The sequence below is a fragment of the Myxacorys chilensis genome, from assembly GCF_059505265.1.
Genome location: NZ_JCACKG010000189.1, coordinates 34,528 through 58,653, shown reverse-complemented (window position 1 = coordinate 58,653; position 24,126 = coordinate 34,528). Strand labels below are relative to the sequence as shown.

The following is a 24,126-nucleotide window of genomic DNA, read 5'->3' as shown; positions in this document are numbered from 1 at the left end:
TCTAGTTGGGTACAGTTTCTTAGAGGTTTACCGAGCCGCGAGGCACTGAAGCATCGCTTTCAGAGTTTGCACTTCTGGTGCCAATGACTACAGAGCATAACCTCAGCGTCAATACCTATCCATGCTAGTCCTAGAGACAGCTAGTTTTTTCGACCTAGAGATTGAGAAATTCTAAAGTCTTCGTCCCCAGCCTCTACCCTCCTGACAATGAACAACTTCTCTTTCGATGAATTGCAGCGCAAAGATCTTTTCATTGCCCTCGGTCTCTGGCTTGTAGTTGAACTGGTGAGTTTCGTTTTCTTTCCTGTTGTCGGACTGATTAATCCTGGCGATAAACTGAAAGCATGGTTTATCATCAGCGTACCGTTGGGAGTCGGTGGAGCTATTCTAATTGGAGCGAGTTCGCGCTTTCTTGCCGCTTTTCACGAAACCGCCAGAAAAGAATACAAGCGGTTGTATGGCTTTTTGGGTCAGTTTGGCGGCTGGATTGGACTTGCTGGAATCATGTTTCCTTTGTTTATGGTGTGTGTAGAGTTTTTCTCTCGCCTAACGTAAAGGGTAGTCTGAGATGGAACTGAGCTATGCGCTGAAAGAATGGGCGATCGCAGTCCGCGCTCTCGAACAGGGCGAAATGATTTTGCTGCTAAGAAAAGGCGGCATTCGAGAGCAGGGCGGGAAATTTTCGGTGGACCATGAGCGGGTTTTGCTCTATCCCACATACGAGCATCAAAATCCTCACTTACTCAAAGCGCCCTATGATGCCAAGGTTCAATCTGTTTCATCGGGCTGGCATCCAGAGGAAATTCAGATTAGTTCTTTTGCCGACATTACGGATATTTTTCAGGTGACAGAAGCAACTGTTGTGCAGGCTCTGTATCCGTACCATGTTTGGAACGCGCAATTTGTTGAAGAACGGTTGAAGTGGAAACCGAAGTCGCCGTTGTATGTGCTGGCACTGCGATCGTTCAAATTAGCCCAACCGCAATCGATTTCCTATCAAAGCGAGTATGGCGGCTGTCGATCGTGGATTGATTTGAAAGCTGATATTTCCCTCGAAAATGCCACGCCCGTCTTAGCAGATACCGCTTATCAGGAGCAGATCGAGGCGATCAAAACAGTTGTCGTCGCTGGCTAAGTAGCGAATGTAACGGCTAAAGCTCCTGAAATACTCTCTTGTGAGTCATTTTTTATTCTCGATTTGCAAAACTTTTTGCTGCAAATTTCACACTTCCGTCTATCCTGGGAAACCAAGTCAGTAGGAAGCTTGGGGTCATGGTTAACAAGGAAAGGACGGAAAAACTCGTGAGTCAGCGCAAATTCTATCTGTTGTCTTTTGCCTTGTGTCTCGCCGCTTCGCCTGCCTTGGCCGCCCCATTGCAAAACTGGCGATACAATCCTGCTACCAATCAGCTAGAAATAACCGTCAGACCTGGCGTGAAGCCTCGCTATACCTTCGCCGCTTACCCTGCCCGCATCATTTTAGAATTGCCCAATACTGAAGTGGGTAACGTCAAACTGCAAGAATCCTATTCTGGCGCAGTCAGGCAGATTCAGGTGGCTCAGTCTCAAAGCACAGCCAGAATTACGTTAGTGCTAGCTCCCGATGTGGTGTTGTCGAAAGAACAAGCTCAATTGCAGCAGGTGCGCGAACAGGATCGTTCAAGCGATCGCTGGGTGTTTCGCCCCCTCCTTGCCAATACTGCCAACACAACTGCTGTGCCTCGGCTCTCTGCCGTTACGCCCGCTCCGCGCGCTGGGACTGCTCCCTCTACGCCGCCTCCGGTTGTGTATCCACCGGGCTTATCTCCCAGTGAAACCTCGTCTGGGGCAACGGGCAATCCGGGTGTGTTAGCGCCGCCTGCAAGCGCAATGGACTTGCCTCCCAGCGAGGCTCCTCCAACTGCGATTCCGACTCCTCCAACCGCCGATCAGTTTCCCCCTGGGCTGGCTCCTAGCGGGCAGCCGAGCATCACCGTGCCAAAGGCCCAGCCAGACCTGCCCCAAACGCCGCCGCGCGAAGTTGTGAGCCAAGCGCCGCAAAATTCTTCAGAAGTTGTTTCCCAAGCGCCCCCTGCCAATCCGCTGCGTCTGCCCGAAGTTAATCCTAGTCTGGCAATTCCAGATTCTCTGCCGCCCGTATCAGTGCCGACGACTCCAACGGCTCCAACCGTGAGCGTGCCGCCGTTGCAACGGACAACTCCTACAACCGGAGCCGGACTGCCCCCAACGATGACCGAGTCGTTCCCCCCTCTAACAGCTCAGCCTCCTCAGCCCGCTCAATCCGTCCTGGGTGCACCTCTGCAACCTCAGACGCCGCAAGTCCTGCCGCAAGCTCTGCCTCAGGCTTTGCCTCAACCTGTGCCGCTCCCGCCGGATCAGACGTCGCAATTCTCTCAATCCCTGCCACCGTCAATTCCTCAAACGACGACCGTTGCAACGGCGGGAACAATTGAATTTGGTCAGCCGTTGCCCATTGGCGGAAGATCCTCATCGTCAAATTATGCCAGCCTGCCGTCGCAGCCGCCTTTGGTGAGTGTGGCGAGTCCTACAGAAGGGGTCATTTTGCCGTCAGGTACGTTGCTCAATCTTAGCTATCCTGGCAGTCAGGTCTTGAAGTTAGAAGCCAATAAGCCGCGTCAGGAAGTGGTATTGCTGCAAACTGAAATTCGCGATCGCGCGGGCAATTTGATCATTCCTTTCGGGAGTCAGGTGTATGGACGGTTTGAAACCAATCGATTCATTGCTCAATCGATCGCGATCAACGGTCGCTCGTTTCCGTTCGTAGCCCAGTCCGATGCGTTGGGAGGAGTGCGCCAAGTCAACGATCGCAGGCTGCTGCTCAATTCTGGGATTGGGGCAGTGGCAGGGGCGTTGCTGGGTGGGCTATCGGGTGGAACCGTAGCTGGAGGAGCGGCAGTTGGGGCGGGCGTAACCTATGCCACCGCACCGAAACCCGCCACGATCGCACCCGGTCAAATCTTTCAGGTGCGATTAACTCAAGATTTGCGGTAGATTGGCCCGACGACAAAAGACGGTGATAAATAAAAAAGGCGCGATCGCATTCATGCGATCGCGCCTTCAACCTATCCATCCTTACTCTAAAAATCGTTATTTTCTGAGGGAGCGCTGCCATCTAAAAAGAGATTCTTGGCGTTGTCGCTCTGGTAGACACAATCGATAATCGGCTTATTCTCTAGACTGCCAACATAGCCAAAGGTGCTAAGACGCTGACGACACTCCCGCGATTGATCTGACGTTAGAAGTTTTCGTTGCTCTAGCACTGCCCAGTTCGCCCGTCTCAGGACGCAGGCAGGTTCCATTCCCGCTTGGGCAACGTACACCTTAAACGGGTTTAGTGTGACATACAACCGAGCCGTCATCGACATGGCGCTTGCTCCATTCTGAATACAAACATCTGGCGTTGGAGCTTGTTGGTCGAGTTGAACGTTGGTTTGTAGAACACCGTTTTGATTGGGCGTCACAGTGCTAAACCCAATTCCGACACCAATTCCCAGAATAAAAACTCCTGCAATGATTGCGATCGCGGTGGCATTGAACAGCGAACTCACTTTCTTCTCCGGTTTGGGATCAGGCGGTGTGAAATCAGGTCGGCGCTCGTAGCCATCGTAGTCGTTGCGATCGTAGTCGTTGTAGGAATTGGATTTAGGTCTACGTTTCATGGTGGCTTCAGAAGTTGAGACGTTCGTAAGAAATGGTAAATGCTATTTTACTTTCTTTTACTAGTATGACGAATCTCACGGGCAGATGGCTGCAAATCGAATGTGCACTCGGTTGTTCCAAATGCAAAAATGATAAAAGTGTTTCACTGACGTAACCCTCGTGACCCTGCAAGCCTCTTCCTCAACGCGATCGCGCAAATCTTCTCTGGCAACGCTTTGGTCAGATAGTCTCACCGTATTTTGGGGCGATTGGCTCGATCTGCGAGTCAGACTGGTGCAAGTCGCCGCTTCAGGACTTATTTCTCCCTTAATTTATATCTTGGCGTTTGGTTTAGGATTGGGCAGCACTCTCGATTCGGTTGCAAAACCAACGGCAGGAGACACCTATCTACAATTTATTTTGCCAGGAATGGTGGCGCTCTCATCAATGGTAATCAGCTTTGGCGGAACGACGTTTTCGATTTGCGGCGATCGCTTGTTCACTAAAACCTTTGAAGAAATGCTGCTGATGCCCGTTCACCCGTTAGCACTGCACTTGGGCAAAATGCTCGCGGGAATTGTGCGGGGAATGCTGACGGCTGGGTCGGTGATTCTGGTGGCGGTTCTAGTGACAGGAAAAATTTGGAGCTTTCTCAATCCATTATTTCTATTAGTTCTGATTCTCAACTGTGCTGTTTTTGCTGGATTAGGTGTGTTAGTTGGCTTGAACGTAAAGTCTCTCGAAAGCGTTGGAATCTACAATAATTTTCTAATTGTTCCAATGTCATTTTTAGGCGGGACATTTTTCGACGTGGCAAATCTTCCGATTGCTCTAAAAGCGATCGTCTATCTATTGCCTTTGACCTATACCAGCCTAGGACTAAGAGCCGCTGCTTACCTTCCGGTTGCGCAGTTTCCTTGGTTCGCGATTCCAGTTTTGTTGATTATGGCGATCGCAGTTTCAGCCGTAGGTGCATATCAGTTCTCTCATTTACAAGATTAACGAGAAGACTAATTTTTACGTTCAAGCTATCAGCGGATCGATCGTTTCCACTACCGATTGTGCTAGCGCGTTAAAATCATATCCGCCTTCCAGTCCAAAAACAATTCGCTCAGTGATCGTCAAGCAATACTTTGTAAACACACCATAGTCTTTCGGCTTCAACGAAATTCCGGCTAACGGGTCGTCGTGGTTGGCGTCATATCCTGCACTCACTAACAGCACATCGGGCTGAAATCCCGTTAAAAACGGCATAATCTTTTGTTCAAACAACGGCTGGTAATCCTCAATTGTGCTGCCTGATCGCATCGGCAGATTCAGCACATTATTGTGCAGCCCTCGTTCCGTCGCCCGCCCCGTTCCCGGATATTGGGGCGACTCATGAATCGAGCAAAATCGAATGTTGGGATTGTTCTCTACGATCGCTTGAGTTCCGTTACCATGATGCACATCCCAATCGAGAATTGCGACTCGTTCTGCGCCATTATCTAACGCATATTGAGCTGCGATCGCGGCATTGCTAAACAAACAAAATCCCATGCCGATTCCTGACACGGCATGATGTCCTGGCGGACGCGCTAAAGCAAAACAAGGTTCTCCGCTTTGCAAGGCATGATCCACCCCATCGATCCAAGCATTGACCGCGAGCATCGCCACCTCAAAACTGCGCGGCGACACCGGAGTATCACTGTCGATGTGTCCGCCGCCTTGCTCAGCTAACTGACGCAGTGCTGTCACATAGCGTGGACTGTGAGTTTTCTGGATCAACGGTAGCGGCGATCGCGCTTCAATGGAGGTTGGGGTGCGCCAGTCTAGTTGGTCTGCCCAAGGCGCAGACTGAAGTGCGGTTTGAATCGCGGTTAAACGTCCTGGTTTTTCAGGATGGAGAATGCCGGTATCGTGGAGCAGAAACTCGTCGGAGTAAATGATGGGTATCATGGACAGTGAGGTGCGATCGCGCTCTGAAATTACAGCAATTACAGCATAGGTAACTTTAACTATGCCATCCCCTCTTTGAGGACAACGCTTTATTCCCTTATCACAAGGCTGATTTCTGCACACAGTCAGCATCTTCACTCCCCCGTCAATGCCTCATTCTGTGCGCTCTTCAGCCCCCTCAACGTCCATGAAAATATGATAAAATTTAGACAATATTGAACCTAGCGAGTATACTTTCTAGGCTTTATTCTGCTGACAGGCTTGCACTGACATTTCGGAGTATTCTATGACCTTCTCCCAAGACCCGCCTCAAGATCGGATTATTCCAACCGACTTACGCAACGAAATGCAGCGGTCTTACCTGGAATACGCCATGAGCGTGATTGTGGGGCGGGCACTTCCAGACGCGAGAGACGGCTTAAAACCCGTCCATCGTCGCATTCTTTACGCCATGCATGAACTGGGTCTCACCCACGATCGCCCCTTCAGAAAGTCGGCTCGTGTCGTCGGGGATGTGTTGGGTAAATACCATCCCCACGGTGATACCTCGATCTACGATGCGCTAGTGCGGATGGCTCAAGATTTCTCGATGCGAGCGCCGCTGGTGGACGGACATGGAAACTTCGGCTCCGTCGATAACGATCCGCCTGCCGCCATGCGATACACCGAGTCGCGACTAACTTCCCTGACGACGACCGCACTGCTACAAGACATCGAAGCCGAAACGGTCGACTTTGGCGATAACTTTGACGGATCGCAACAAGAGCCGCTGGTGTTGCCTGCCCGGGTACCGCAACTGTTGCTGAATGGCTCATCCGGCATCGCGGTGGGAATGGCAACCAACATTCCTCCCCACAACTTGGGAGAATTAATTGACGGTCTGATGGCATTAATTCAAAATCCGGACATCACCGATTTGGAGTTAATGCAATACATTCCGGGTCCTGACTTTCCGACTGGAGGACAGATTCTCGGACGCACCGGCATTCGAGAAGCTTACACGACAGGTCGCGGCTCGATTACGATGCGCGGTGTATGTTCGATTGAAACGATCGAGCATCGAGGACGCCCCGATCGCGATGCCATCATCGTCACCGAACTGCCTTACCAAACTAACAAAGCGGCGTTGATCGAACGGATTGCAGAACTCGTGAACGATCGCAAGATCGACGGCATTTCCGATGTGCGCGATGAGAGCGATCGCGACGGAATGCGAATTGTGATCGAGCTGCGGCGCGATGCTTACGCGCGAGTTGTGCTGAACAACCTCTACAAGCAAACGCCCCTGCAAGCTAACTTTGGGGCAAACATGCTGGCACTCGTCAACGGCGAACCGCAACTGCTTACCCTGAAGCAATTCCTCAGCGTCTTTCTCGATTTTCGGATTGAAGCGATTACTCGGCGCACTCGCTATCAGCTTCGTAAAGCCGAAGAACGCGATCACTTATTGCAAGGCTTGCTGATTGCTTTGACTAACATGGACGCGATCATTAACTTGATTCGTCATGCGGCAGATACGACAACGGCAAAGCAAGAACTTATTTCTACCTATGAACTTTCAGAAGCGCAAGCAGATGCCATTCTGCAAATGCAGTTGCGGCGTCTGACGGCACTCGAAGCGGATAAGATTCAGCAAGAACACGACGCTTTGCAAGAGCAGATTGCTGACTTGCTCGACATTCTTGCCCGTCGAGAGCGAATTCTCGAAATCATCGCTACCGAAGTGACGCAACTACGAGCATCGCATGCGACACCTCGCCGCACGGTGATTGAGCAGTCTGAAGATGAACTCGGCGATATTGATCTAATTGCCAACGAGAAATCTCTCATTTTGATCACCGAGCAAGGTTATATCAAACGGATGCCCGTTGATTCGTTTGAGGCGCAGAGCCGAGCCACCAGAGGTAAAGCGGGAGCGCGAATGAAGGAAGATGATGTGGTTGAACACTTCATTACCTGTTGCGATCACAATAGCATTCTGTTCTTTAGCGATCGCGGCGTGGTCTACGCGCTGAAAGCCTACCAGATTCCCATCGGGTCGCGCACCTCGCGGGGAACCCCGATCGTTCAACTGCTGCCGATTCCTCATGCTGAAAAACTCACGTCGGTGATTCCGGTTACAGAGTTTACCGACGATGAATACCTGGTGATGCTAACGCAAAAAGGCTTCATTAAAAAGACGGCGCTTTCTGCTTTTGGCAACATTCGCTCCAACGGACTGATTGCGATTTCTCTTGAAGAAGGCGATCAGTTGCGGTGGGTTCGTTTGGCGCGCGTCGATGACAGTATTATTATCGGTTCGACCTTGGGACGTTCGATTCACTTCCGCGTCAACCATGAGCAGTTGCGTCCGCTCGGTCGCGCCACCCGCGGAGTTAGAGCTATGAATCTTCGCAAGGGCGATAATCTGGTCGGGATGGCAATCTTACCGAGCCAAGTGGTCGAAGATGTGGCTCAAGCAGAAGCCGCCGGACTGATCGATGATGCTGAAATCCCAGTAGAAGACAATACCGAACTTCCGCCTCAGTCAGGGCCGTGGGCGTTAGTGATCACCACGGGTGGACTGGGTAAGCGAGTTCCGGTGACTCAGTTCCGTTTACAAAAGCGGGCAGGCATGGGCATCATGGCAACAAAGTTCCGCAAAAAGGGCGATACGTTAGCGGCACTGCACATTGTGAATGAAGGCGATGAACTGATGCTAATCACCAATCGCGGGGTCATCATTCGCCAGTCGGTGAACGCCATTTCGTCTCAGTCTCGCGGAGCTACCGGAGTCCGGGTTCAGCGGTTGGATGAGAATGATGCGATCGCAGCGGTGGCACTCGTTCCGCCTTCTGTGGAAGTCGCTGTCCTTTCACCCAGCGCTAGTGATGAGGCAGAATAAGTTGATTGGCAACGGTCAGTAAAACGGAAACCATTGCCAATCAGATTTTTTCTACGATCATGCATCAGTCCTTGATGCATGATTTTTTATGGCATGATTTCAGTGGAGTGGAGTTCGCCCAGTGACGCGGCAGCTTGAACTCTCACATGAGAATCCGCATCTTGGCTTAACCGAGTCAGAAGGGCGATCGCGGCTTGGCGGTCATCTCCTTGTGTATTGGAAAGTAGCCCACCTAAAGTAGACGCGATCGCAACTCTTAATACGCTATCTGGATGTTGAACATACTCCGCTAAGTGCGCGATTTGATCTTTCTTTGACTGGTGGTCTAACTGAGTAATCTCTTGTAATACATCAGGCGCGTGGTGGGAGTGAGCCTGCTGCTCAAATTCAAGAGGATAATCCGGATAAAGATCAGGAATTGCAATCTTCTTAGGACTAACTGGATCGACAACTTCTGAAAGGGTAAGAGAAGTAGCTAACGGAATGTCATACCCAAAATTCGCAGAGTCCGGCGTAGCATTTGATACGTTGCTAACAGATTCATCATCAGAAGACGAGCCAGCTTCTACAGTTTCTGCATCAAATTTTGAACTTTCTCTACGTGTTGCCGGACGGATTTTAACAGATTCATCGTCAGAAGACGAGCCAGCTTCTACAGTTTCTGCATTAAATTTTGAACTTTCTTTACGTGTTGCCAAACGCACTGGAGTCCTTGTAGAACTGGGATGATTGTCATGGGAAACAAACTTATCTCGCGTTTTTAGAGCCGCCTCGATCGCTGCAAGAATCGCTACTAAACTTAGAATAATTAATGAAATACTCATTTTTCTCTGTTACTTGTTAATTCCGATACTTCTATTTCAGCATTAATAATTCGCTCAATTCATCTAACTTGTTATATAACTGCGTGAAAATGAGCATCCTGTGTGGGTGAAGCAGGTTTAGCCTAATTCTGGTGCTACTTACCTCCTTCTAAAGACTGTCTTTGCAACGGCAACAAATCATCAATTCAACTGATTCCAATTTCCCTTTTCGCTGCAAACTTTCTACTCAACAGTTTGCTGAAATTTTGTTGGTTAAACTTTCACATTTTCCTAGACTGTTTTACTATTTATAAAGGATGTATCACTATTCCAAATGGTTTGTAGTGTAAGTCTATTGCCTGCGGCTGATCAACTTTGAATCCGAGCCAGCAGATCGAGCACTTGCGTTAATTAGAGTGACTCAATAGATTGCTACAGTCCTGCTTTTGTATTGTTTTACTTCTTGTACTGTTTCACTTCGTTTAATAAACCCTGATCGTCCTATGAAATCTATGAGTTCCTGGCTCACGTCTTCTTCCCTGGTTGCGGGAGTTCTAGCTGCAATGGCTCCCGCCGTTGTTTTTGCACTGCCTGCTCGTCAATCGGCAACACAGCCAACTTTAGTTGCTCAAGCGCAATCAACAAACTACCAGATTTATCAGAGTCCCCAGCTTGGGTTTAGAATTGCTTATCCCAAGGGCTACACCGTGGATACGAGTGATGTTAGCAAGGGATATCTACGCTTTTCTCGTGATGCAAGCACGCTTCAAGCGAGTGCCGCTGAAACCTCAACGCAGGCTCAGCCCGGTGGTCAATCGGGTAGCATTGTGGCGTCTACCTTTGACAATCCGGGTGGCCTGTCCGCTCTCGAATGGGCACAGCAGAACGGCGAGAAATCGTTTTTTGAGACGGGACGGCAAAGCAACTATCAGAGCCGCAAGTTTGCTGGACAAAATGCGATCGCATATTCGTGGTGTGCGTCACAGTGTGGGGATAGCGTTGTTTTTCCCAGCCGCGATGGTAAGCGCATCATTGTCTTGAGTGCAGTCTACCAGTTGCCCGGAGACGCTGTGCGGTGGGAATTTCAAAACACGATTGGCAAGTTCCGTTTTAACTAGTTGTCTATTTCTAGAAAGATCTCCGATTTCCTGAAGAAATCGGAGATCTCAATATGCTGCATTTTAGGTTTACAAGTCCTGCGGAACCTTTAGCAACTCCTGTTCCAGGTCTGGATACTTCTCTGTTTGTTTTATGAACCCATTGGTTGGGTCTGAGTACTCCTTTGTTGCGTTGAAGTACTCCTTTGTTACGTTGGAGTACTCCTTTGCTAGATCTGAGTACCCCTTTGTTGCATCAGAGTACTGCTTCGCTGCAAACGAGTACTCCTTTGTTGCATTGAAGTACTCGTTTGCTAGATCTGAGAACTCCTTCATTGCAAACGAGTACTCCTTCGTTGCATTGGAGTACTCGTTTGCTAGATCTGAGAACTCCTTTTCTGGATTTAGCACTGTTGATTTACTTCCCAGGCTTTAGAAACAGCCACCCCACAAAGAAGAATGAAGCTGTAAACAGTTGAGTGATATCAAGAGCAGAGAGATATCCATCCATGAGTGCCGCGATCGCGCGATCGGCAAGACCAAACAGCCACGAAGAAATGCCCAAGAACCAAATGCCATTCTTAAGGTTAAACAGAAACGAGAGTAGCTCAGTCGGTGGACGAGTCATAAGTAGCGCCTTGGTCGAGAACCTCTATCTATATTAAGAAATATCTAATTTACTTGCCATAATTGCCTTGATGTACATCCATCTTGCCTGACCTCTCACGGCAAAGATGTTTTTACCGAACATTAGGAACTCTTGCTATGGGTGTATAGGTTGTGGTTCTGTGAATTGGTATGAGTAATATTGAATGTCGTCCCAAAGGGTGGATGAGATTTGCCAATTCTATTAATCATTGGTTGATACGCCAGAATGTCTTACGCTATTGATTTTGGAACCAGTAACACCGTCATTACTCGTTGGAATCGAGCCACTCAACAGCCTGAAACCTTGGCACTGCCCAATATTTCTGTGCGCCAGGGGCAAAACCCGCCTCTGATTCCCAGCTTGGCGTATCTTGAAAATGCTGCAACTCCAAAAATCGTCGTTGGGCAAGCGGTACGCGATCGCGCCTTAGATGTCACCTCAGATGCCCGATTCTTCCGCAATTTCAAACGTGGCATTGGCACGAGTATTCAAGGCTTCTTACCAGAATTAGATGGACGCACCATCACCTTTGAGCAAGTCGGAGAATGGTTTCTGACCGAAATCATCAATCAACTCAAAGCGAGCGATCCAGAAGTGACGGATTCGCTCACGTTCACCGTGCCAGTCGATAGTTTTGAAGCGTATCGGCTTTGGCTGGGTCGGGTGTCTGAGGCGCTGAATATCAATCAAGTCAGAATGATCGATGAGCCAACGGCGGCAGCATTGGGCTATGGCTTAGCCGATCGCGAAATTCTGTTGGTGATCGACTTTGGCGGCGGAACCTTGGACCTGTCGCTCGTCCAGCTTGATGGGAGCGAAACCACCTCATCGAAACCCCTCGGATTTATTCTCAAGTGGGGACAGAAATCGTTTGCCGAACAATCGGGACAGAAGCCAAAGATTGCGAGAGTGTTGGCAAAAGCAGGGCAAAATTTAGGCGGCTCTGACCTGGATAATTGGCTCGTCGATCACTTTGTCGAAACTCAAGGACTTGCCGCAACGCCGCTCACCACGCGATTAGCTGAACGACTGAAGATTCAGCTTTCTCTGCAAGCGCAAGCCCAAGAAGTGTATTTCAACGACGAAACATTTGATAGCTACGATTTGTCGATCAGCCGCGATCGCTTTGAGCAAATTCTCCAAGACCACCAATTTTTTGACCGTCTCGACACAGCCATGGAGCAAGTGCTTCAGCAGGCACGGCGGCAAGGATTATCGGTTAGCGATATTGATGCAGTCTTGTTGGTTGGCGGCACCGTGCAAATTCCTGCCGTGCAGACGTGGGTAAAGCAGTATTTCGATGCGTCTAAGATTCGCTGCGAAAAGCCCTTTGAAGCGATCGCGCAAGGAGCGCTGCAACTGAGTCAAGGCGTGGAGTTAAAAGACTTTCTCTACCACGGCTACGGCATCCGCTACTGGGATCGACGGCAGAAGGGGCACAATTGGCATCCCCTGATCAAACCAGGGCAGCCTTACCCAATGGGCAACTCAGTCGAGTTAGTCTTAGGCGCATCAGTGGACAATCAGCCCAGTATTGAACTGATTGTGGGAGAACTGGGCACTGAAACGGTGCAAACCGAGGTCTATTTTGACGGCGATCGCTTGATCACGCGCAATTTATCCAGTGGTCAAACTTCGGTACAACCCTTAAATGATCGAGAAGGGGCACGCGCGATCGCAGAGCTTGATCCGCCCGGAGTGCCGGGTAGCGATCGGATCAAAGTCCAGTTTCAGGTCGATGAGCACCGCTTTTTGCGAATCACGGTTGAAGATTTGCTCACCGCTCGCACCTTAGTTGAAGACCAATCCGTTGTGCAGTTGAGTTGACTTCAGAGCTTGCACTTCTTGTAGTAAACCGCAGTGAAGCAGCAAAATTAAAACTGGGACAGGTGAAGGATATCCAGTAGCGTTTACAGAGCTAGAGTCGAAATTGTTACTCTCGCTACACAAATCGTTCAAATCTCTACAATGTCTCTACAATAAAATCTCTACAATAAACGGTGACTGCTACTCCAGGAGCAGCTTCATCCGTCAAAATTTTTGCTCGTCTTTGTTAAAAAACGCTATGTCCACTTCTTTTCAGGCTGAACCATCAATCCAGGATCTCAACATTTCCCTGGAACGCGACCTCTTTTTGCGCACATTAATTCGAGAGCTAGCGGGTACGTTGCAGGATGTCATTGGTTTAGAAGAAGCCTCCGGGTTTATTAGTGTGGTTGGTCAAACCATGGGAAGGCAGATTGACCAGGACTATAAAGCTGCTTTAAAAGTATCCAATTTAACACCAGAGCAAGTTACTGATGTCCTCGTGGATTTGAAAAAGCGAATTCAGGGCGACTTTTTTGTCATTGAGCAGACGGATGAAAAGATTGTTTTTGGGAACCGCGCTTGCCCGTTTGCCGAGAAAGTTGCCGATCAACCTGCCCTGTGTATGATGACCTCAAACGTGTTCGGCTTCATTGCTGCTGAGAATCTCGGCTATGCCAAAGTAGAACTGCAAGAGACGATCGCGATGGGTGCTTCGGCATGCAGAGTCGTGATCTACTTAAAGCCAACTCCAGAGGCAGAAGAAAGCCACGGATACGAATACTTCAAAGGAGAAAATGAGGATTGACACCTGAACAGTTTCTCGAATTCGCCCGACTCTTACCAGAACCGTCACTCCTAGTGACAGGAGAGGGGCAGATCGTTGCTGTCAATGCCGCATTCACTAAACTGCTAGGTCGTTCAACACTCCAGGAAAAACAACTTTTTGCTCTAGTTGCGAATTCTCATGACACTGTAAAACAGTATCTGCGTTCTTGCTCCAGAAGCCGAAATATGGTGTTTGGCTCATTGACGTTCCGTACCAGTGATGGGCAATCTTGCTTATGCCGTTGTGAAGGGGCAGTTCTGCGTCCTTGGTCGCCTGACTCGCCTGCGCTAGTTTTCTTACGCTTAAAAAGCAGAGAATCAGCCAGCCACCGATTTGTTCTTCTCAACAGGAAGATCGACGAATTGGCAAAAGAAGTGCGAGAACGTCAACGAGCAGAGGAAGAGCGATCGCAGCTTTTAGTACGAGAGCAAATGGCGCGAGCGGAAGCCGAGAGATTGAACCGATTGAAAGACGAATTCCTCGCGACCCTTTCCCATGAGCTACGAACTCCCCTGAATGCGATCCTTGGCTGGTCTCACGTGCTGCTTGCTCGGAAGCCGGACGAATCAACAATGAATCGTGCCATAGAAACGATCGAGCGCAACGCCCGCTCTCAATCGAGATTGATTGATGATCTGCTCGATATTTCACGCATCATCACCGGCAAAATTCGCCTCAATGTTCAAGCGATTGAGCTTGTAGCCGTGATCGAATCCGCCATTGATACGGTGCAACCTGCTGCCGATGCAAAAGAGATTCGGCTGCAATCGGTGCTTGATCCATCTGCTGGTCCTGTTTTGGGAGATACCGAGCGGTTACAACAGCTTATTTGGAATCTCCTCAGTAATGCGATTAAGTTCACTCCCAAAGGTGGGCGGGTTCAGATTGGGTTGAAACGAATTAATTCCCATGTTGAAATCAGTGTGACCGACACAGGGCAAGGCATTAGTGCTGAATTCCTTCCATTTGTGTTCGATCTTTTTCGTCAAGCGGATAGTTCACTCACGCGATCGTTTGGTGGATTAGGGTTGGGGTTAGCGATCGTCCGCCAATTAGTGGAGTTACATGGCGGAACTGTAAGTGTTGAGAGTTCTGGAGAAGGGCAAGGAGCAACCTTTACTGTGAACCTGCCAGTCATGATCATCACGCCGATGATTCATGAAGCAGAACGGGTGCATCCTACTGTAGGAGGTAGTTCTTCGTTTGACTTCTCGCCCAGATTAGATGGACTGAAGCTACTAATTGTTGATGATGAGGCGGATGCCCGTGATCTCCTCACCTATACTCTAGAAATGTGTGGAGCCGAAGTGATAGCAGCTAATTCAGCCACTGCCGCGATCGCGGTGCTGACGCAGGCATCTTCCTCAATCGATGTGTTAATCAGCGATATTGGTATGCCAGATGAGGATGGCTATGAACTGCTACGTCAAGTCAGAGCATTAACGCCAGAGCAAGGCGGACGCATTCCTGCTGTCGCTCTAACAGCCTACGCTAGAACAGAGGATCGCAGAGCCACACTTTTAGCAGGCTTTCAGTCTCACATCGCTAAACCCGTTGAAGCGGCTGAATTAGTTGCAGTGATTGCCAACCTGACTGGACGAGTTGGAAGGAGCTAAACGAGTATTTGAAGAAAGGTTTCAGAATGAAGTACTCTAGCCCGACACTTTGTAAGGTTGCAGGACTTTGCGGCGCAAATTCAGTCATCCTTACCCAGGTAGTAAAGGATGTCAGGGTATCCAGACTTCCATCTATGAAGAGTAGGCTTACATTTTCGATAATGCAATTCTGTATTACTGAATGTAATGAATTGAGGAGTGGGTTGATTGCTGCAAGATGTTGGTTTGCTTAGTGTGTTAGCCATTGCGATCGGTGCGATTCCTGGAGCGTTGTCTCGGTATCACTTAACAGAATGGATCAAAGCAAAATATGGGACAAAATTTCCCTATGGAACATTTGTTATTAACTTGACGGGATGCTTGGCAATGGGTTTCTTTTTCACAATTTCTAAAGGAATCACAGGTTATCCCAAGGAATTAGATCTACTTATTAGAACTGGATTTCTAGGCTCTTACACCACATTTTCAACCTACGGCTTTGATACTTTAACTTTGTGGCGTAGCAACCAAAAACTTGCTACGTTTTTTTACTGGGCAGGGAGTGCCATTCTAGGTTTGGTAGCAGTGATTCTAGGGACTGCGATCGCTAATTTTTTCGTGAAGTAATTCCATAAAACACACTATTGGTTTTGAGGTCAAAAGGAATGGATTTTTTGAGGGGGCGTTTATCCCTCGCTGTGGCGATTGGGGCAATTTTTGGAGCGTTGAGTCGTTTCTACATAACCGAATTTGCAAAAGCTATTTTTGGAAAAGATCTTGGCTTTTACGGTACTTTCCTCATCAACGTGTCGGGCTGCTTTTTAATTGCTTATATTTTGACGCTAGCGTTTGAGAATATTCGCAGCATCTCACCTGAACTGCGACTGATGACTACAACAGGATTTTGTGGCGCATACACTACATTTTCAACCTATGGTTTGGAGTCAAAAGGTTTTTTGGATAAGGGCGATATCACGATGCTGTTAATTTATTGGGTTGGCAGCGCGATCGTAGGAATGATTGGTGTCCAAATGGGTGTCTTTCTAGCCAGATCGAGTATTCAATAGATCACTGCCTCGTCAAGATACCCATCGCTCCTACCCGAACAGCTAAAACGCCTCTTGCTGCAACGCTCCTGCCTGCACCTCTAGAATTTGAGCAGACTTGATCCACTGAGCATCGAAAGAGCCGAGATGAGTAGACGTAATGAGCGTTTGAAATCGATCTTGAATCGCCTCTAAAAGCTGATTTTGGCGATTGAGATCGAGTTCGGCGAGAACATCATCGAGCAGCAGGAGCGGCGGCTCGCCGATCACATCTTCGATCAATTTAAGCTCGGCAAGCTTGAGGGCTAACACTAACGTGCGCTGTTGCCCTTGAGAACCGTATTGCCTAGCGGGAGTTTGATTAATGGTAAAGTCCACTTCGTCGCGGTGCGGTCCAACTAGCGTCGTGCCTTGATATTGCTCTGGCAGCGATCGCTGCTGAATTTTCTCTAAAAACGCTTTTTGCAGCGCTTCGGGAGTGTCTTCGTCTGCCGTTACGTTTGAGGCATAGCGAATTTCTAACACTTCCGTACTGCCGCTAATCGCTTGATGCCACGATCGCGCAAAAGGAACCAATCGATTCAGGACTCTGGCACGGCGGCGAATCACGCGAGAGCCAGCGATCGCAAGTTGAGCATCCCAAAGTGCCAGTTCGGATGAAGGAGTTTGGAGTGCTTCTTTCTGGATCGCTTTAAGGAGGGCGTTGCGCTGGCGCAAGACTTGGTTGTACTGCTGAAGGACATAAGCGTAGACGGGTTCAAGTTGAACCAGCAGAGAATCAAGCCACTGACGGCGCTGATCGGGGCCGCCTCGCACCAGATCGAGATCTAGGCTAGAGAACTGCACCATATTCAGCGTGCCAAGAAAGTCGAGTTGACGACGCAGGGAGACGCCGTTGAGCGCCACTGTGCGTCGCCCATTTTGCCGCAGTGTCATCGCGAGTTCGATGCTGCCCGTGTCTTTGTCAAGCTGCCCGCTAACGTGGGAGAGCAGTTCTCCGTCTAAAATTAAGTCGCGATCGCGGGAAGTCCGATGAGACTTCAACGACGACAGCAATTCGACCGCTTCTAGTAAATTAGACTTACCCTGAGCATTGTTGCCGATCAGAATCGTCTTAGCCGCAGTAAACTGAACCGACTGATCCTGATAATTGCGAAAATGTTTGAGATGCAAAGACCGAAGATACATGGGTAATGGTTATATCACGATCTGAACCTTGACAACGTGATTGAATGGCTTTCGTTCAGTCTAAGCACAGAAGCCTATCCTAGCGATCGAAGATTCATTCGTAAACTCAGAGGATTCATTCGTAAACTCAACTGCCATTGAGCGGGATGATTGCGATCGCTTGATTTACGATTTAGCGCCATCAGGCCAAAATTTTTCAATTAAAAGTTTTGAGGATTGTTAAAACTCTCCGCCAATCCTTTAAAATGGCTATTTGCATGTCTTGCATCATAAGGTGTCGTAAAAGGGGTAAACATGGCTAAACGCCGTAACCAAAAGAAAGAAAAAGCTCTTCGTAATCAAGCTTACGCTCGTAAGTTCCGCAAACGCACAAATAATGGTCGCATGTCGTCAAGAAGACGCTACGACAATCGGGATGAGTCATCTGAGACTGATCAAGAAGGCGCGAACAGAGGCAGTGAAGGCGCTGCGGATCTGTAACACTCTCGTTCAGATCGCCCATTTTAGACAAGCTTTAGTGAATTGTCTTGATACAAAAATGCCCCAGATCTTTAAGATCTAGGGCATTTTTGTATGTGTCTAATATGTGTGTAATGTGTAGGGGTTCAACCTTCGGTCGTTTTCACGGTCTTACGCCCGCAGCACTTTTAGGTAAAGCGTGGTTCTACAAGATTTTGTCTTAGATCTCAGTCGTTGTTAGACCAAAACGCTTGCAGTCTTTTGATAGAGTGCAACGATCGCATCCAACACCTGATCAATAGTGAGATTATCGGTTTCAATCCCGATCGCATCGTCCGCTTTTCTGAGAGGCGAAATGGCGCGAGTACTATCTTGACGATCGCGCTCTGCGATCGAGGCTTCTAATTCGCTCAAGCTCACGTCCGATTGACCCAAATTCTTCAGATCGACCTGCCTGCGTCGTGCCCGCTCTTCGATGGACGCTGTGAGAAACACCTTCACTTCTGCATCGGGAAAGACATGCGTTCCGATGTCACGACCATCAATCACAATCCCGCCGCGCCGACCGTAATTTTGTTGTTGCTTTACCAGCGCTTCCCGGACTGATCCTTGCGCCGCGATCGCCGATACTCGTGCCGTTACCCTTGGAGTCCGGATGGCTTGCGTTACATCTTCACCATTCACAAATACAGAAGGCGTTGAGGTATTTACAAATTCGATGTGACACTGGCTCGCTAATTCTGCAACCGTGGGTTCATCGCTCAAATCGACACCCGATTGCAGAAGAAACCACGTCAGCGCCCGATACATTGCGCCCGTGTCGAGGTAGAACAACCCTAAAACCTCAGCCGCTTTTTTAGCAACGGTCGATTTTCCGGCTCCCGCAGGGCCATCGATCGCAATAATAGGTTTACGGTCACGCAATACATAATTGTCAATCAATCGCGTTGAGCCAATTCGAGCCGCTAGCGTTAACAAGCCTTCGTCGGTCACGGTTTCTAAAGGTTCGAGAGTCATAGGGTCAACGAGTTCAATGTATTCGGGATGAATCACGGGGACGTTCGCCAGTTCTAGTTTTACTGCCTGAACTAAGTTAGCACTCGAACGCTCTCCTGTGCGAAACAGTTTTTGAGCCGTTGCTAAACCTTGATAAAGCGTGGCAGCTTGTATTTTTTCTTCATTAGACAGGTACTGATTCCGGGAACTCAGGGCGAGTCCGTTTGCTTCTCGTATAATAGGGCACGCAACAATCTTAACGGGTAGGTTCAGATCTCGCACCAATTGCCGGATGATGGCGACTTGTTGAGCGTCTTTCTGCCCAAAATAAGCGCGATCGGGCTGTACCAAATTTAGGAGTTTTGTCACAATGGTGGCGACGCCTTCAAAATGACCGGGACGAAATGCGCCGCACAAGCCCAGCATCATCGCTTTGGGCGGCTGAACATAGGTCTGAGTCGAGGCGGTGACGCCCATTTCTTCAGGCGTTGGGGCGAAGAGAACATCGACGCCTGCCTCTTCACAGAGGGCGCGATCGCGCTCTAATGGTCGGGGGTAGCGACTAAAATCTTCGTTTGGTGCAAACTGAAGCGGATTGACGAAGATGCTCACGACCACCAGTTGGTTTTCTCGTTTGGCGCGATCAATCAAACTCAGGTGCCCAGCGTGCAAGGCTCCCATCGTGGGTACAAAACCAATGTGAAGGGCGGGGGTTGGAACCGGATTCGACGGGGAATCGCTGGATCGAGGCTGTTTCCCCCGACTGAGATCTAAGTAACACCGCAATCCTGCCACAGTCGAAAACAGCCGCACCGGAACCCCCAGGAAGTCCTTAATATTGTCTTCTCAAGTGTATAGAATTCGTCTCGTTCTGGTCGAGAACGATGGAATTTTATCGATACAGCCGAGCTACTGGTTACGCCTCGTATAGCCTGCGTACAAACAGTACCTTTTAGCTAGCTTTCTACAATTTCGGTTTGACCTCAAACTCCATTTTGGAACGGTAGAAACAAACATCAAATTCAAGGAAAAAGTTAGTCTGACCTAGAATCAATGGTGCGTTTGGACTCTTCACCCAAGCAAACACCAATTCAGTTGGTGAAAATTCTCCGATCTGAGCGTTTCCTTCGGAGTTGCGTAGCTAATCGCAGAAAGTGGCATCGCTGGCTGACTGCCCAGATTGCTTGCTAATTGAATAATGGCTCTGCGCTCATCCCAAATACCTCCCAACTGAAGACCGAATTCGTAAGGTAAGACGTTTACGGTTGCTCCACTATCCACTAAACCAACCGCTTCAACGCTTTGAGCTTCTCGACGCAGCGATAACGGAAGTCTTGGCAGGCTGTCAAACTCGTTTTGGGTTGAGCTAGTGGTTGAATATTTGAATCGCATTCACTACTACTGATTTACATCTGACTGCTTAAGAACTTCCATTAAAACTGCACCCGCTCCAAAACAATCATATGGAGTTGACAGGTCATAGGTTTTGAAGGGTTCCAACGGCGAAATATCCTCAGCTATCTCTAAATCCTCAGCCAGAATCCGAATCAGTTTAAGTTTTTCCGCTGCGGAGAGTTGCCGCGCCGCAGGAAGCACCTCAGCGAGTGTCATGTGCTGTACCTCTACTTTCTAAGGTTTATGCTTACAGCTTACTTGATGCTTACCTCATCAGGCTAACGACCCCGTTCACCCGTGCGAGTAGCCTCTCGGACTTAACAAAGAAATACTATACAGTCGGTGTACAACGGTGTACAACAGGACTGTTAGCCTGCACGGTTCAATCAGATGAGAGCAAAACGATGTTTCCATCTCTAGCAGCCTTCTGAAAGAACTCTACCAATTCTGGATACATTTCTAACAACGGTTCTATCTCTTCCTCATTCCATCCACCAGGACGAGGGTTCGGATAAATTTCTGCAGCATTAAACGCAGCAGGATCAAATCTTCGTCTCAATTCCTCAACAGAAATTGTACTCAGCAACTCGGCAACTGCTCTAACCTCTTCAGGTGCAAGGTAGCGTACAAACCCGTATGTTGCTTCAAACTGCGTTGGTGTATCTCCCACAACGATGTTGCAATATGGTGGTTGTAACTGAGTATCACCCTCTAAACTTGAATCCCCGGTGATTAGAAAATGTAGGGCGTGCCATTCTTTTTCAAGGCTAAAGTAACGTTCGTCAGCTTCTTGCTCCTGAAATTTGGCAAGCATTGCCTTTGGATTACTAAAATCGAAGCTATCTAGGTCAGGCCCGAAAAAAGATTCAGCCGCTTCAGGATCATTTTGAAGCTCTGAAAACTCCTGTGGTGTAACACGTCTGTAAGTAGCTGTTATACCCATACTATGTTCCCAAACTAAAAGCTATTCACAATATTCCCAGGACTAAAACTTCTTTGATAGTCTTGCACACACTACTGAATACAAACAGAGAGCCCCAAAGGATTGCCTTGATAGAGAATCAGCCGCATAACTATTGATTCTGTAGAAACAAGGGAGCGATCGCTCCGCGCTCAAAAGAGTGACGCTACCATAATGAGTAGTTCCTCTATACTGCCTCCATCTATGAACTTCTTGACTCAACTGCTCCACATTGCGGGTTCAGGTGCGATCGCTTACATCACCTCTAGCAGTGTGCGCGACCCCAAAAGTCGTCCCAATGTCCTCGCGGGTTTTCAGATGGCAGAATCAGGATCGGTGCCGTTTTTAGAAGCATTGCGCGATCGCGCCAAAGCAGAAGGCGATGACTGGTTAGCTGTGCGTTTAGACAAACATGCCTCAGATGAGAAGCGTCACGGTCAGATTTTTGCTCACGGACTAAAGCAACTGAATAAGAAAGTGATTGATTTCACTAAGTTGCAACAAAAGAAGGTGGTAGACGGGCGACCCGATGAGCAAAAGCGGAGCCCGTTTTTTGCGGCTTATTTTGAGGGGTTTTCTCAAGACGACTTGAAACCTCAAAACCTCGATTGGACAGTTTTTCTGGCAAGTACTTATATTTTGGAGTTTGACGCGAGTAAAGACTTTGTGCGAATTGCCAACGCCTTACCGAGCGATCCGGTCAGTGCCAATCTCAAGAAAGGCATTCTGAGCGTTGCTGAGGATGAAACAGGTCATGCTGCCTATCTTCGCGAAACGCTAGAGCGTCGCTTAGGAGTCGCTAAAACTCAGCAGTTGATTGACGAATGGCGGACTCGTAAAGTGAATGCACTAATGGCAACGGTGCAAAACTTTGTGCAAAAGGGCGGTGATATGGGTCAGATGACCGAAGAAGGCTCACCCGTTGATATGGAAGAGGTGCGAGCGGCTGAACAAGTCGCTGCGTAGGGCTTTCTGGCAAAGTTGGTACTTCAGTTGATAGTTCACAAGTCAATAGTTTACAGATGATGGATGTTGGCAGCCTTGTTCAGGCAATTCTGAGCAGCGTTGTTAACATCCATTTTTTAGCGGCTCTGCTCCTAATTCCCTTAAAATCAAGCGCTTTGAACCCATTGAGATAAACTTCTTTTTCAAGAATGTAAACGAAATCTGTTAAGAAACTTTACATAATATAAAGTTTTATGTATCTTATTCCTAGGAGATAAATCCGCTTCTTCAAAGGATTTGGTATTACTTTCTTGCCAATTCTTGCCGATTGTAAAATCTAGTAATGGTGAATTTGTACTATGCCTATTACCCTTGACTCAGCCCGCAGTATTTTTCCGAATACTCTTTCGGCTGATGCAGTACCGGCTTTAACTGCTAGATTCAATCAACTCAGCGCTGAAGACCAACTGGCATGGACTTGGTTCGCGTTTCTTGAAATGGGTAAGACGATTACGATCGCGGCTCCAGGTGCAGCGAGTATGCAGTTTGCAGAAGGAATTCTACAGCAGGTCAAAACCATGAGTTTTCCTGAGCAAACGCAGGTCATGTGCGACTTGGCAAACCATGCTGATACACCCATCTGCCGCACCTACGCGGCGTGGTCGCCAAACATCAAATTAGGATTTTGGTATCAGCTTGGGCAGTGGATGGAACAAGGGGTCGTTGCTCCAATCCCGGCAGGCTATCAGCTTTCGGCGAATGCATCGGCAGTGCTGCAATCCTTGAGAGAAATGGATCAAGGTCAGCAAATCACCGTCTTGCGGAACTCTGTCGTCGATATGGGATTTGATCCAAACAAACTAGACGGCAGCACCAGATATTCCGAACCGGTTGTTGCTCCTACTGAACTGTCACAGCGCACAAAGGTCAACATCGAAGGCATGAATAATGCAACGGTGTTGAACTACATGAACAACCTGAACGCGAATGACTTTGACACCCTGATCACGCTGTTTGCGCCAGATGGGGCATTGCAGCCTCCGTTCCAAAGACCGATCGTTGGCAAAGAGGCAATCATGCGCTTTTTCCGAGAAGAGTGTCAGAACCTGAAGCTGATTCCAGAGCGGGGCGTTTCTGAGCCAGCAGAAGATAGCTATACCCAAGTGAAGGTGACAGGTAAAGTGCAGACCCCTTGGTTTGGAGCCGCAGTCGGAATGAATATGGCGTGGAGATTTTTGATCAATCCTGAAGGCAAAATCTTCTTCGTCGCCATTGATTTGCTGGCGTCTCCCAAAGAACTGCTAAATCTGGTTCGCTAGAGAATCGTTAAGCACGAGTCCATCGCGGATGATCGGTGAGCGCTCTTTTTTAAGGAGCGCTCCATCATTTCGGAGGGTGTTTATCCAGCTTGAGTGACAAGTAGATTTTAGATTGAGTGATGAGAGTGCGTGAAATTGAGTGGTCTACAGCAGAGAAAAAGGTAGCTCAAGCCGCGTTTGAGAAAGCCTACAAACGAGAGATTGATGCCTTAATTGAAGACGTTCGTAAGAAAGCGAGTGCGATCGCAGGGCTTGACGATATGTGGCGTTTACACGATTTTCTAAGTGCAAAACGACACGAGATCGATGGTAAATATGACTACCGATATTCGGTTCTCATCTTTGTCTTTGCTGGATTGGTTAAAGAGGGATGGCTACAGTTAGATGAACTAGAAGGACTCGATCACGGCAAGCTCACTAAAGTAGCAGCGCTTGCGCGCATGTAATGTTGGTCAGTCATCCGCCTTGCTAATTCTTCAACACCATGCAATTGCAGATTTCCGCCCTGTCTTGTTGTCAAATGTACCTCTTGCAAGACTTAGAATAAGTAGCAGTG

General features: G+C 48.6%; 25 protein-coding genes. 15 read left to right on the top strand and 10 right to left on the bottom strand.

The features are described from left to right. The first annotated feature begins 207 nt into the window (after nucleotides 1–207). The 3 genes from AC5JLB_RS16815 to AC5JLB_RS16805 all read left to right on the top strand — a co-directional run bounded on the left by AC5JLB_RS16815 (nucleotide 208) and on the right by AC5JLB_RS16805 (nucleotide 3,012). Nucleotides 208–555: a hypothetical protein gene (locus AC5JLB_RS16815; RefSeq protein ID WP_495874976.1), complete on the top strand. Its 348-nt coding sequence runs from the start codon at nucleotides 208–210 to the stop codon at nucleotides 553–555. Between the two features lie 13 nt (nucleotides 556–568). After that, complete coding sequence (locus tag AC5JLB_RS16810; RefSeq protein WP_495874975.1) at nucleotides 569–1,135, top strand: DUF1802 family protein; 567 nt, start codon at nucleotides 569–571, stop codon at nucleotides 1,133–1,135. Nucleotides 1,136–1,302: 167 nt separating this feature from the next. Then, on the top strand, nucleotides 1,303–3,012 hold the full coding sequence (locus tag AC5JLB_RS16805) for an AMIN domain-containing protein (RefSeq protein ID WP_495874974.1): 1,710 nt from the start codon (nucleotides 1,303–1,305) through the stop codon (nucleotides 3,010–3,012). A gap of 86 nt (nucleotides 3,013–3,098) precedes the next feature. On the opposite strand, the gene AC5JLB_RS16800 is transcribed toward AC5JLB_RS16805, so the two are convergent. Continuing rightward, nucleotides 3,099–3,680 (bottom strand): DUF3172 domain-containing protein, encoded by a 582-nt coding sequence (locus tag AC5JLB_RS16800; RefSeq protein ID WP_495874973.1) that lies wholly within the window; start codon nucleotides 3,678–3,680, stop codon nucleotides 3,099–3,101. A gap of 160 nt (nucleotides 3,681–3,840) precedes the next feature. Between AC5JLB_RS16800 and AC5JLB_RS16795 the strand changes: the two genes are divergently transcribed. After that, complete coding sequence (locus AC5JLB_RS16795) at nucleotides 3,841–4,662, top strand: ABC transporter permease (RefSeq protein WP_495874972.1); 822 nt, start codon at nucleotides 3,841–3,843, stop codon at nucleotides 4,660–4,662. Nucleotides 4,663–4,683: 21 nt separating this feature from the next. Here AC5JLB_RS16795 and AC5JLB_RS16790 read toward each other — a convergent pair whose 3' ends face one another. Further along, entirely contained in the window at nucleotides 4,684–5,730 is a 1,047-nt protein-coding gene (locus tag AC5JLB_RS16790) for a histone deacetylase family protein (RefSeq protein ID WP_495874971.1), read from the bottom strand. Between the two features lie 154 nt (nucleotides 5,731–5,884). Here AC5JLB_RS16790 and gyrA point away from each other — a divergent pair, with 154 nt between their 5' ends. Beyond that, nucleotides 5,885–8,482, top strand: a complete 2,598-nt coding sequence (gene gyrA, locus AC5JLB_RS16785) for a DNA gyrase subunit A (protein WP_495874970.1) — start codon at nucleotides 5,885–5,887, stop codon at nucleotides 8,480–8,482. Between the two features lie 86 nt (nucleotides 8,483–8,568). Here gyrA and AC5JLB_RS16780 read toward each other — a convergent pair whose 3' ends face one another. Continuing rightward, nucleotides 8,569–9,306: a HEAT repeat domain-containing protein gene (locus AC5JLB_RS16780; protein ID WP_495874969.1), complete on the bottom strand. Its 738-nt coding sequence runs from the start codon at nucleotides 9,304–9,306 to the stop codon at nucleotides 8,569–8,571. Between the two features lie 491 nt (nucleotides 9,307–9,797). Between AC5JLB_RS16780 and AC5JLB_RS16775 the strand changes: the two genes are divergently transcribed. Beyond that, nucleotides 9,798–10,403, top strand: coding sequence for a hypothetical protein (locus AC5JLB_RS16775; protein WP_495874968.1), 606 nt, complete (start codon nucleotides 9,798–9,800; stop codon nucleotides 10,401–10,403). 69 nt (nucleotides 10,404–10,472) lie between these two features. Here the strand turns inward: AC5JLB_RS16775 and AC5JLB_RS16770 are convergent, their stop codons facing one another. Beyond that, nucleotides 10,473–10,793, bottom strand: a complete 321-nt coding sequence (locus AC5JLB_RS16770) for a hypothetical protein (protein ID WP_495874967.1) — start codon at nucleotides 10,791–10,793, stop codon at nucleotides 10,473–10,475. A 7-nt stretch (nucleotides 10,794–10,800) separates the two neighbouring features. Further along, nucleotides 10,801–11,010, bottom strand: coding sequence for a hypothetical protein (locus AC5JLB_RS16765; RefSeq protein WP_495696041.1), 210 nt, complete (start codon nucleotides 11,008–11,010; stop codon nucleotides 10,801–10,803). Between the two features lie 246 nt (nucleotides 11,011–11,256). Here AC5JLB_RS16765 and AC5JLB_RS16760 point away from each other — a divergent pair, with 246 nt between their 5' ends. From AC5JLB_RS16760 to crcB (AC5JLB_RS16740), 5 genes are all read left to right on the top strand, one after another. Then, complete coding sequence (locus AC5JLB_RS16760) at nucleotides 11,257–12,858, top strand: Hsp70 family protein (protein WP_495874966.1); 1,602 nt, start codon at nucleotides 11,257–11,259, stop codon at nucleotides 12,856–12,858. Nucleotides 12,859–13,096: 238 nt separating this feature from the next. Further along, nucleotides 13,097–13,645, top strand: coding sequence for a methanogen output domain 1-containing protein (locus tag AC5JLB_RS16755; protein ID WP_495874965.1), 549 nt, complete (start codon nucleotides 13,097–13,099; stop codon nucleotides 13,643–13,645). Continuing rightward, complete coding sequence (locus AC5JLB_RS16750; protein ID WP_495874964.1) at nucleotides 13,642–15,282, top strand: hybrid sensor histidine kinase/response regulator; 1,641 nt, start codon at nucleotides 13,642–13,644, stop codon at nucleotides 15,280–15,282. The genes AC5JLB_RS16755 and AC5JLB_RS16750 overlap by 4 nt, the downstream gene beginning before the upstream one ends. 207 nt (nucleotides 15,283–15,489) lie before the next feature. Then, the gene (gene crcB, locus AC5JLB_RS16745) at nucleotides 15,490–15,888 is read left to right on the top strand and encodes a fluoride efflux transporter CrcB (RefSeq protein ID WP_495874963.1); all 399 of its coding nucleotides are present in this window, start codon (nucleotides 15,490–15,492) and stop codon (nucleotides 15,886–15,888) included. 38 nt (nucleotides 15,889–15,926) lie between these two features. Then, nucleotides 15,927–16,328: a fluoride efflux transporter CrcB gene (crcB, locus tag AC5JLB_RS16740; protein WP_495874962.1), complete on the top strand. Its 402-nt coding sequence runs from the start codon at nucleotides 15,927–15,929 to the stop codon at nucleotides 16,326–16,328. 42 nt (nucleotides 16,329–16,370) lie between these two features. Here crcB (AC5JLB_RS16740) and recF read toward each other — a convergent pair whose 3' ends face one another. Further along, entirely contained in the window at nucleotides 16,371–17,495 is a 1,125-nt protein-coding gene (gene recF / locus AC5JLB_RS16735) for a DNA replication/repair protein RecF (RefSeq protein ID WP_495874961.1), read from the bottom strand. 294 nt (nucleotides 17,496–17,789) lie between these two features. Here recF and AC5JLB_RS16730 point away from each other — a divergent pair, with 294 nt between their 5' ends. Continuing rightward, nucleotides 17,790–17,975 (top strand): hypothetical protein, encoded by a 186-nt coding sequence (locus AC5JLB_RS16730; RefSeq protein WP_495696048.1) that lies wholly within the window; start codon nucleotides 17,790–17,792, stop codon nucleotides 17,973–17,975. A 216-nt stretch (nucleotides 17,976–18,191) separates the two neighbouring features. On the opposite strand, the gene AC5JLB_RS16725 is transcribed toward AC5JLB_RS16730, so the two are convergent. The 4 genes from AC5JLB_RS16725 to AC5JLB_RS16710 form a co-directional block, all read right to left on the bottom strand. Further along, nucleotides 18,192–19,763 carry a bifunctional pantoate--beta-alanine ligase/(d)CMP kinase gene (locus tag AC5JLB_RS16725; RefSeq protein ID WP_495874960.1) on the bottom strand — a complete coding sequence of 524 codons (1,572 nt, stop codon included), beginning with the start codon at nucleotides 19,761–19,763 and terminating at the stop codon, nucleotides 18,192–18,194. Between the two features lie 258 nt (nucleotides 19,764–20,021). After that, nucleotides 20,022–20,342 carry a pepsin/retropepsin-like aspartic protease family protein gene (locus AC5JLB_RS16720; protein WP_495874959.1) on the bottom strand — a complete coding sequence of 107 codons (321 nt, stop codon included), beginning with the start codon at nucleotides 20,340–20,342 and terminating at the stop codon, nucleotides 20,022–20,024. A gap of 6 nt (nucleotides 20,343–20,348) precedes the next feature. Continuing rightward, the gene (locus AC5JLB_RS16715) at nucleotides 20,349–20,561 is read right to left on the bottom strand and encodes a hypothetical protein (RefSeq protein ID WP_495874958.1); all 213 of its coding nucleotides are present in this window, start codon (nucleotides 20,559–20,561) and stop codon (nucleotides 20,349–20,351) included. 166 nt (nucleotides 20,562–20,727) lie between these two features. Continuing rightward, nucleotides 20,728–21,288: a YfbM family protein gene (locus AC5JLB_RS16710; protein WP_495874957.1), complete on the bottom strand. Its 561-nt coding sequence runs from the start codon at nucleotides 21,286–21,288 to the stop codon at nucleotides 20,728–20,730. A gap of 222 nt (nucleotides 21,289–21,510) precedes the next feature. Between AC5JLB_RS16710 and AC5JLB_RS16705 the strand changes: the two genes are divergently transcribed. From AC5JLB_RS16705 to frp, 3 genes are all read left to right on the top strand, one after another. Beyond that, complete coding sequence (locus AC5JLB_RS16705; RefSeq protein ID WP_495874956.1) at nucleotides 21,511–22,272, top strand: ferritin-like domain-containing protein; 762 nt, start codon at nucleotides 21,511–21,513, stop codon at nucleotides 22,270–22,272. Nucleotides 22,273–22,610: 338 nt separating this feature from the next. Continuing rightward, nucleotides 22,611–23,570 (top strand): orange carotenoid-binding protein, encoded by a 960-nt coding sequence (locus AC5JLB_RS16700; RefSeq protein ID WP_495874955.1) that lies wholly within the window; start codon nucleotides 22,611–22,613, stop codon nucleotides 23,568–23,570. 119 nt (nucleotides 23,571–23,689) lie between these two features. After that, on the top strand, nucleotides 23,690–24,016 hold the full coding sequence (gene frp / locus AC5JLB_RS16695; protein ID WP_495874954.1) for a fluorescence recovery protein: 327 nt from the start codon (nucleotides 23,690–23,692) through the stop codon (nucleotides 24,014–24,016). The last annotated feature ends 110 nt before the right edge of the window (nucleotides 24,017–24,126 follow it).

Coding starts and splice junctions, on each gene's coding strand:
- AC5JLB_RS16755 (WP_495874965.1), top strand. CDS start 13,097: ATGTCCACTTCTTTTCAGGCTGAACCATCAATCCAGGATCTCAACATT.
- AC5JLB_RS16715 (WP_495874958.1), bottom strand. CDS start 20,561: ATGACACTCGCTGAGGTGCTTCCTGCGGCGCGGCAACTCTCCGCAGCG.
- AC5JLB_RS16810 (WP_495874975.1), top strand. CDS start 569: ATGGAACTGAGCTATGCGCTGAAAGAATGGGCGATCGCAGTCCGCGCT.
- AC5JLB_RS16775 (WP_495874968.1), top strand. CDS start 9,798: ATGAGTTCCTGGCTCACGTCTTCTTCCCTGGTTGCGGGAGTTCTAGCT.
- AC5JLB_RS16765 (WP_495696041.1), bottom strand. CDS start 11,010: ATGACTCGTCCACCGACTGAGCTACTCTCGTTTCTGTTTAACCTTAAG.
- AC5JLB_RS16710 (WP_495874957.1), bottom strand. CDS start 21,288: ATGGGTATAACAGCTACTTACAGACGTGTTACACCACAGGAGTTTTCA.
- AC5JLB_RS16760 (WP_495874966.1), top strand. CDS start 11,257: ATGTCTTACGCTATTGATTTTGGAACCAGTAACACCGTCATTACTCGT.
- AC5JLB_RS16790 (WP_495874971.1), bottom strand. CDS start 5,730: ATGCTGACTGTGTGCAGAAATCAGCCTTGTGATAAGGGAATAAAGCGT.
- frp (WP_495874954.1), top strand. CDS start 23,690: ATGAGAGTGCGTGAAATTGAGTGGTCTACAGCAGAGAAAAAGGTAGCT.
- AC5JLB_RS16705 (WP_495874956.1), top strand. CDS start 21,511: ATGAACTTCTTGACTCAACTGCTCCACATTGCGGGTTCAGGTGCGATC.
- AC5JLB_RS16720 (WP_495874959.1), bottom strand. CDS start 20,342: ATGCGATTCAAATATTCAACCACTAGCTCAACCCAAAACGAGTTTGAC.
- recF (WP_495874961.1), bottom strand. CDS start 17,495: ATGTATCTTCGGTCTTTGCATCTCAAACATTTTCGCAATTATCAGGAT.
- AC5JLB_RS16800 (WP_495874973.1), bottom strand. CDS start 3,680: ATGAAACGTAGACCTAAATCCAATTCCTACAACGACTACGATCGCAAC.
- AC5JLB_RS16815 (WP_495874976.1), top strand. CDS start 208: ATGAACAACTTCTCTTTCGATGAATTGCAGCGCAAAGATCTTTTCATT.
- crcB (WP_495874962.1), top strand. CDS start 15,927: ATGGATTTTTTGAGGGGGCGTTTATCCCTCGCTGTGGCGATTGGGGCA.
- AC5JLB_RS16780 (WP_495874969.1), bottom strand. CDS start 9,306: ATGAGTATTTCATTAATTATTCTAAGTTTAGTAGCGATTCTTGCAGCG.
- AC5JLB_RS16700 (WP_495874955.1), top strand. CDS start 22,611: ATGCCTATTACCCTTGACTCAGCCCGCAGTATTTTTCCGAATACTCTT.
- gyrA (WP_495874970.1), top strand. CDS start 5,885: ATGACCTTCTCCCAAGACCCGCCTCAAGATCGGATTATTCCAACCGAC.
- AC5JLB_RS16730 (WP_495696048.1), top strand. CDS start 17,790: ATGGCTAAACGCCGTAACCAAAAGAAAGAAAAAGCTCTTCGTAATCAA.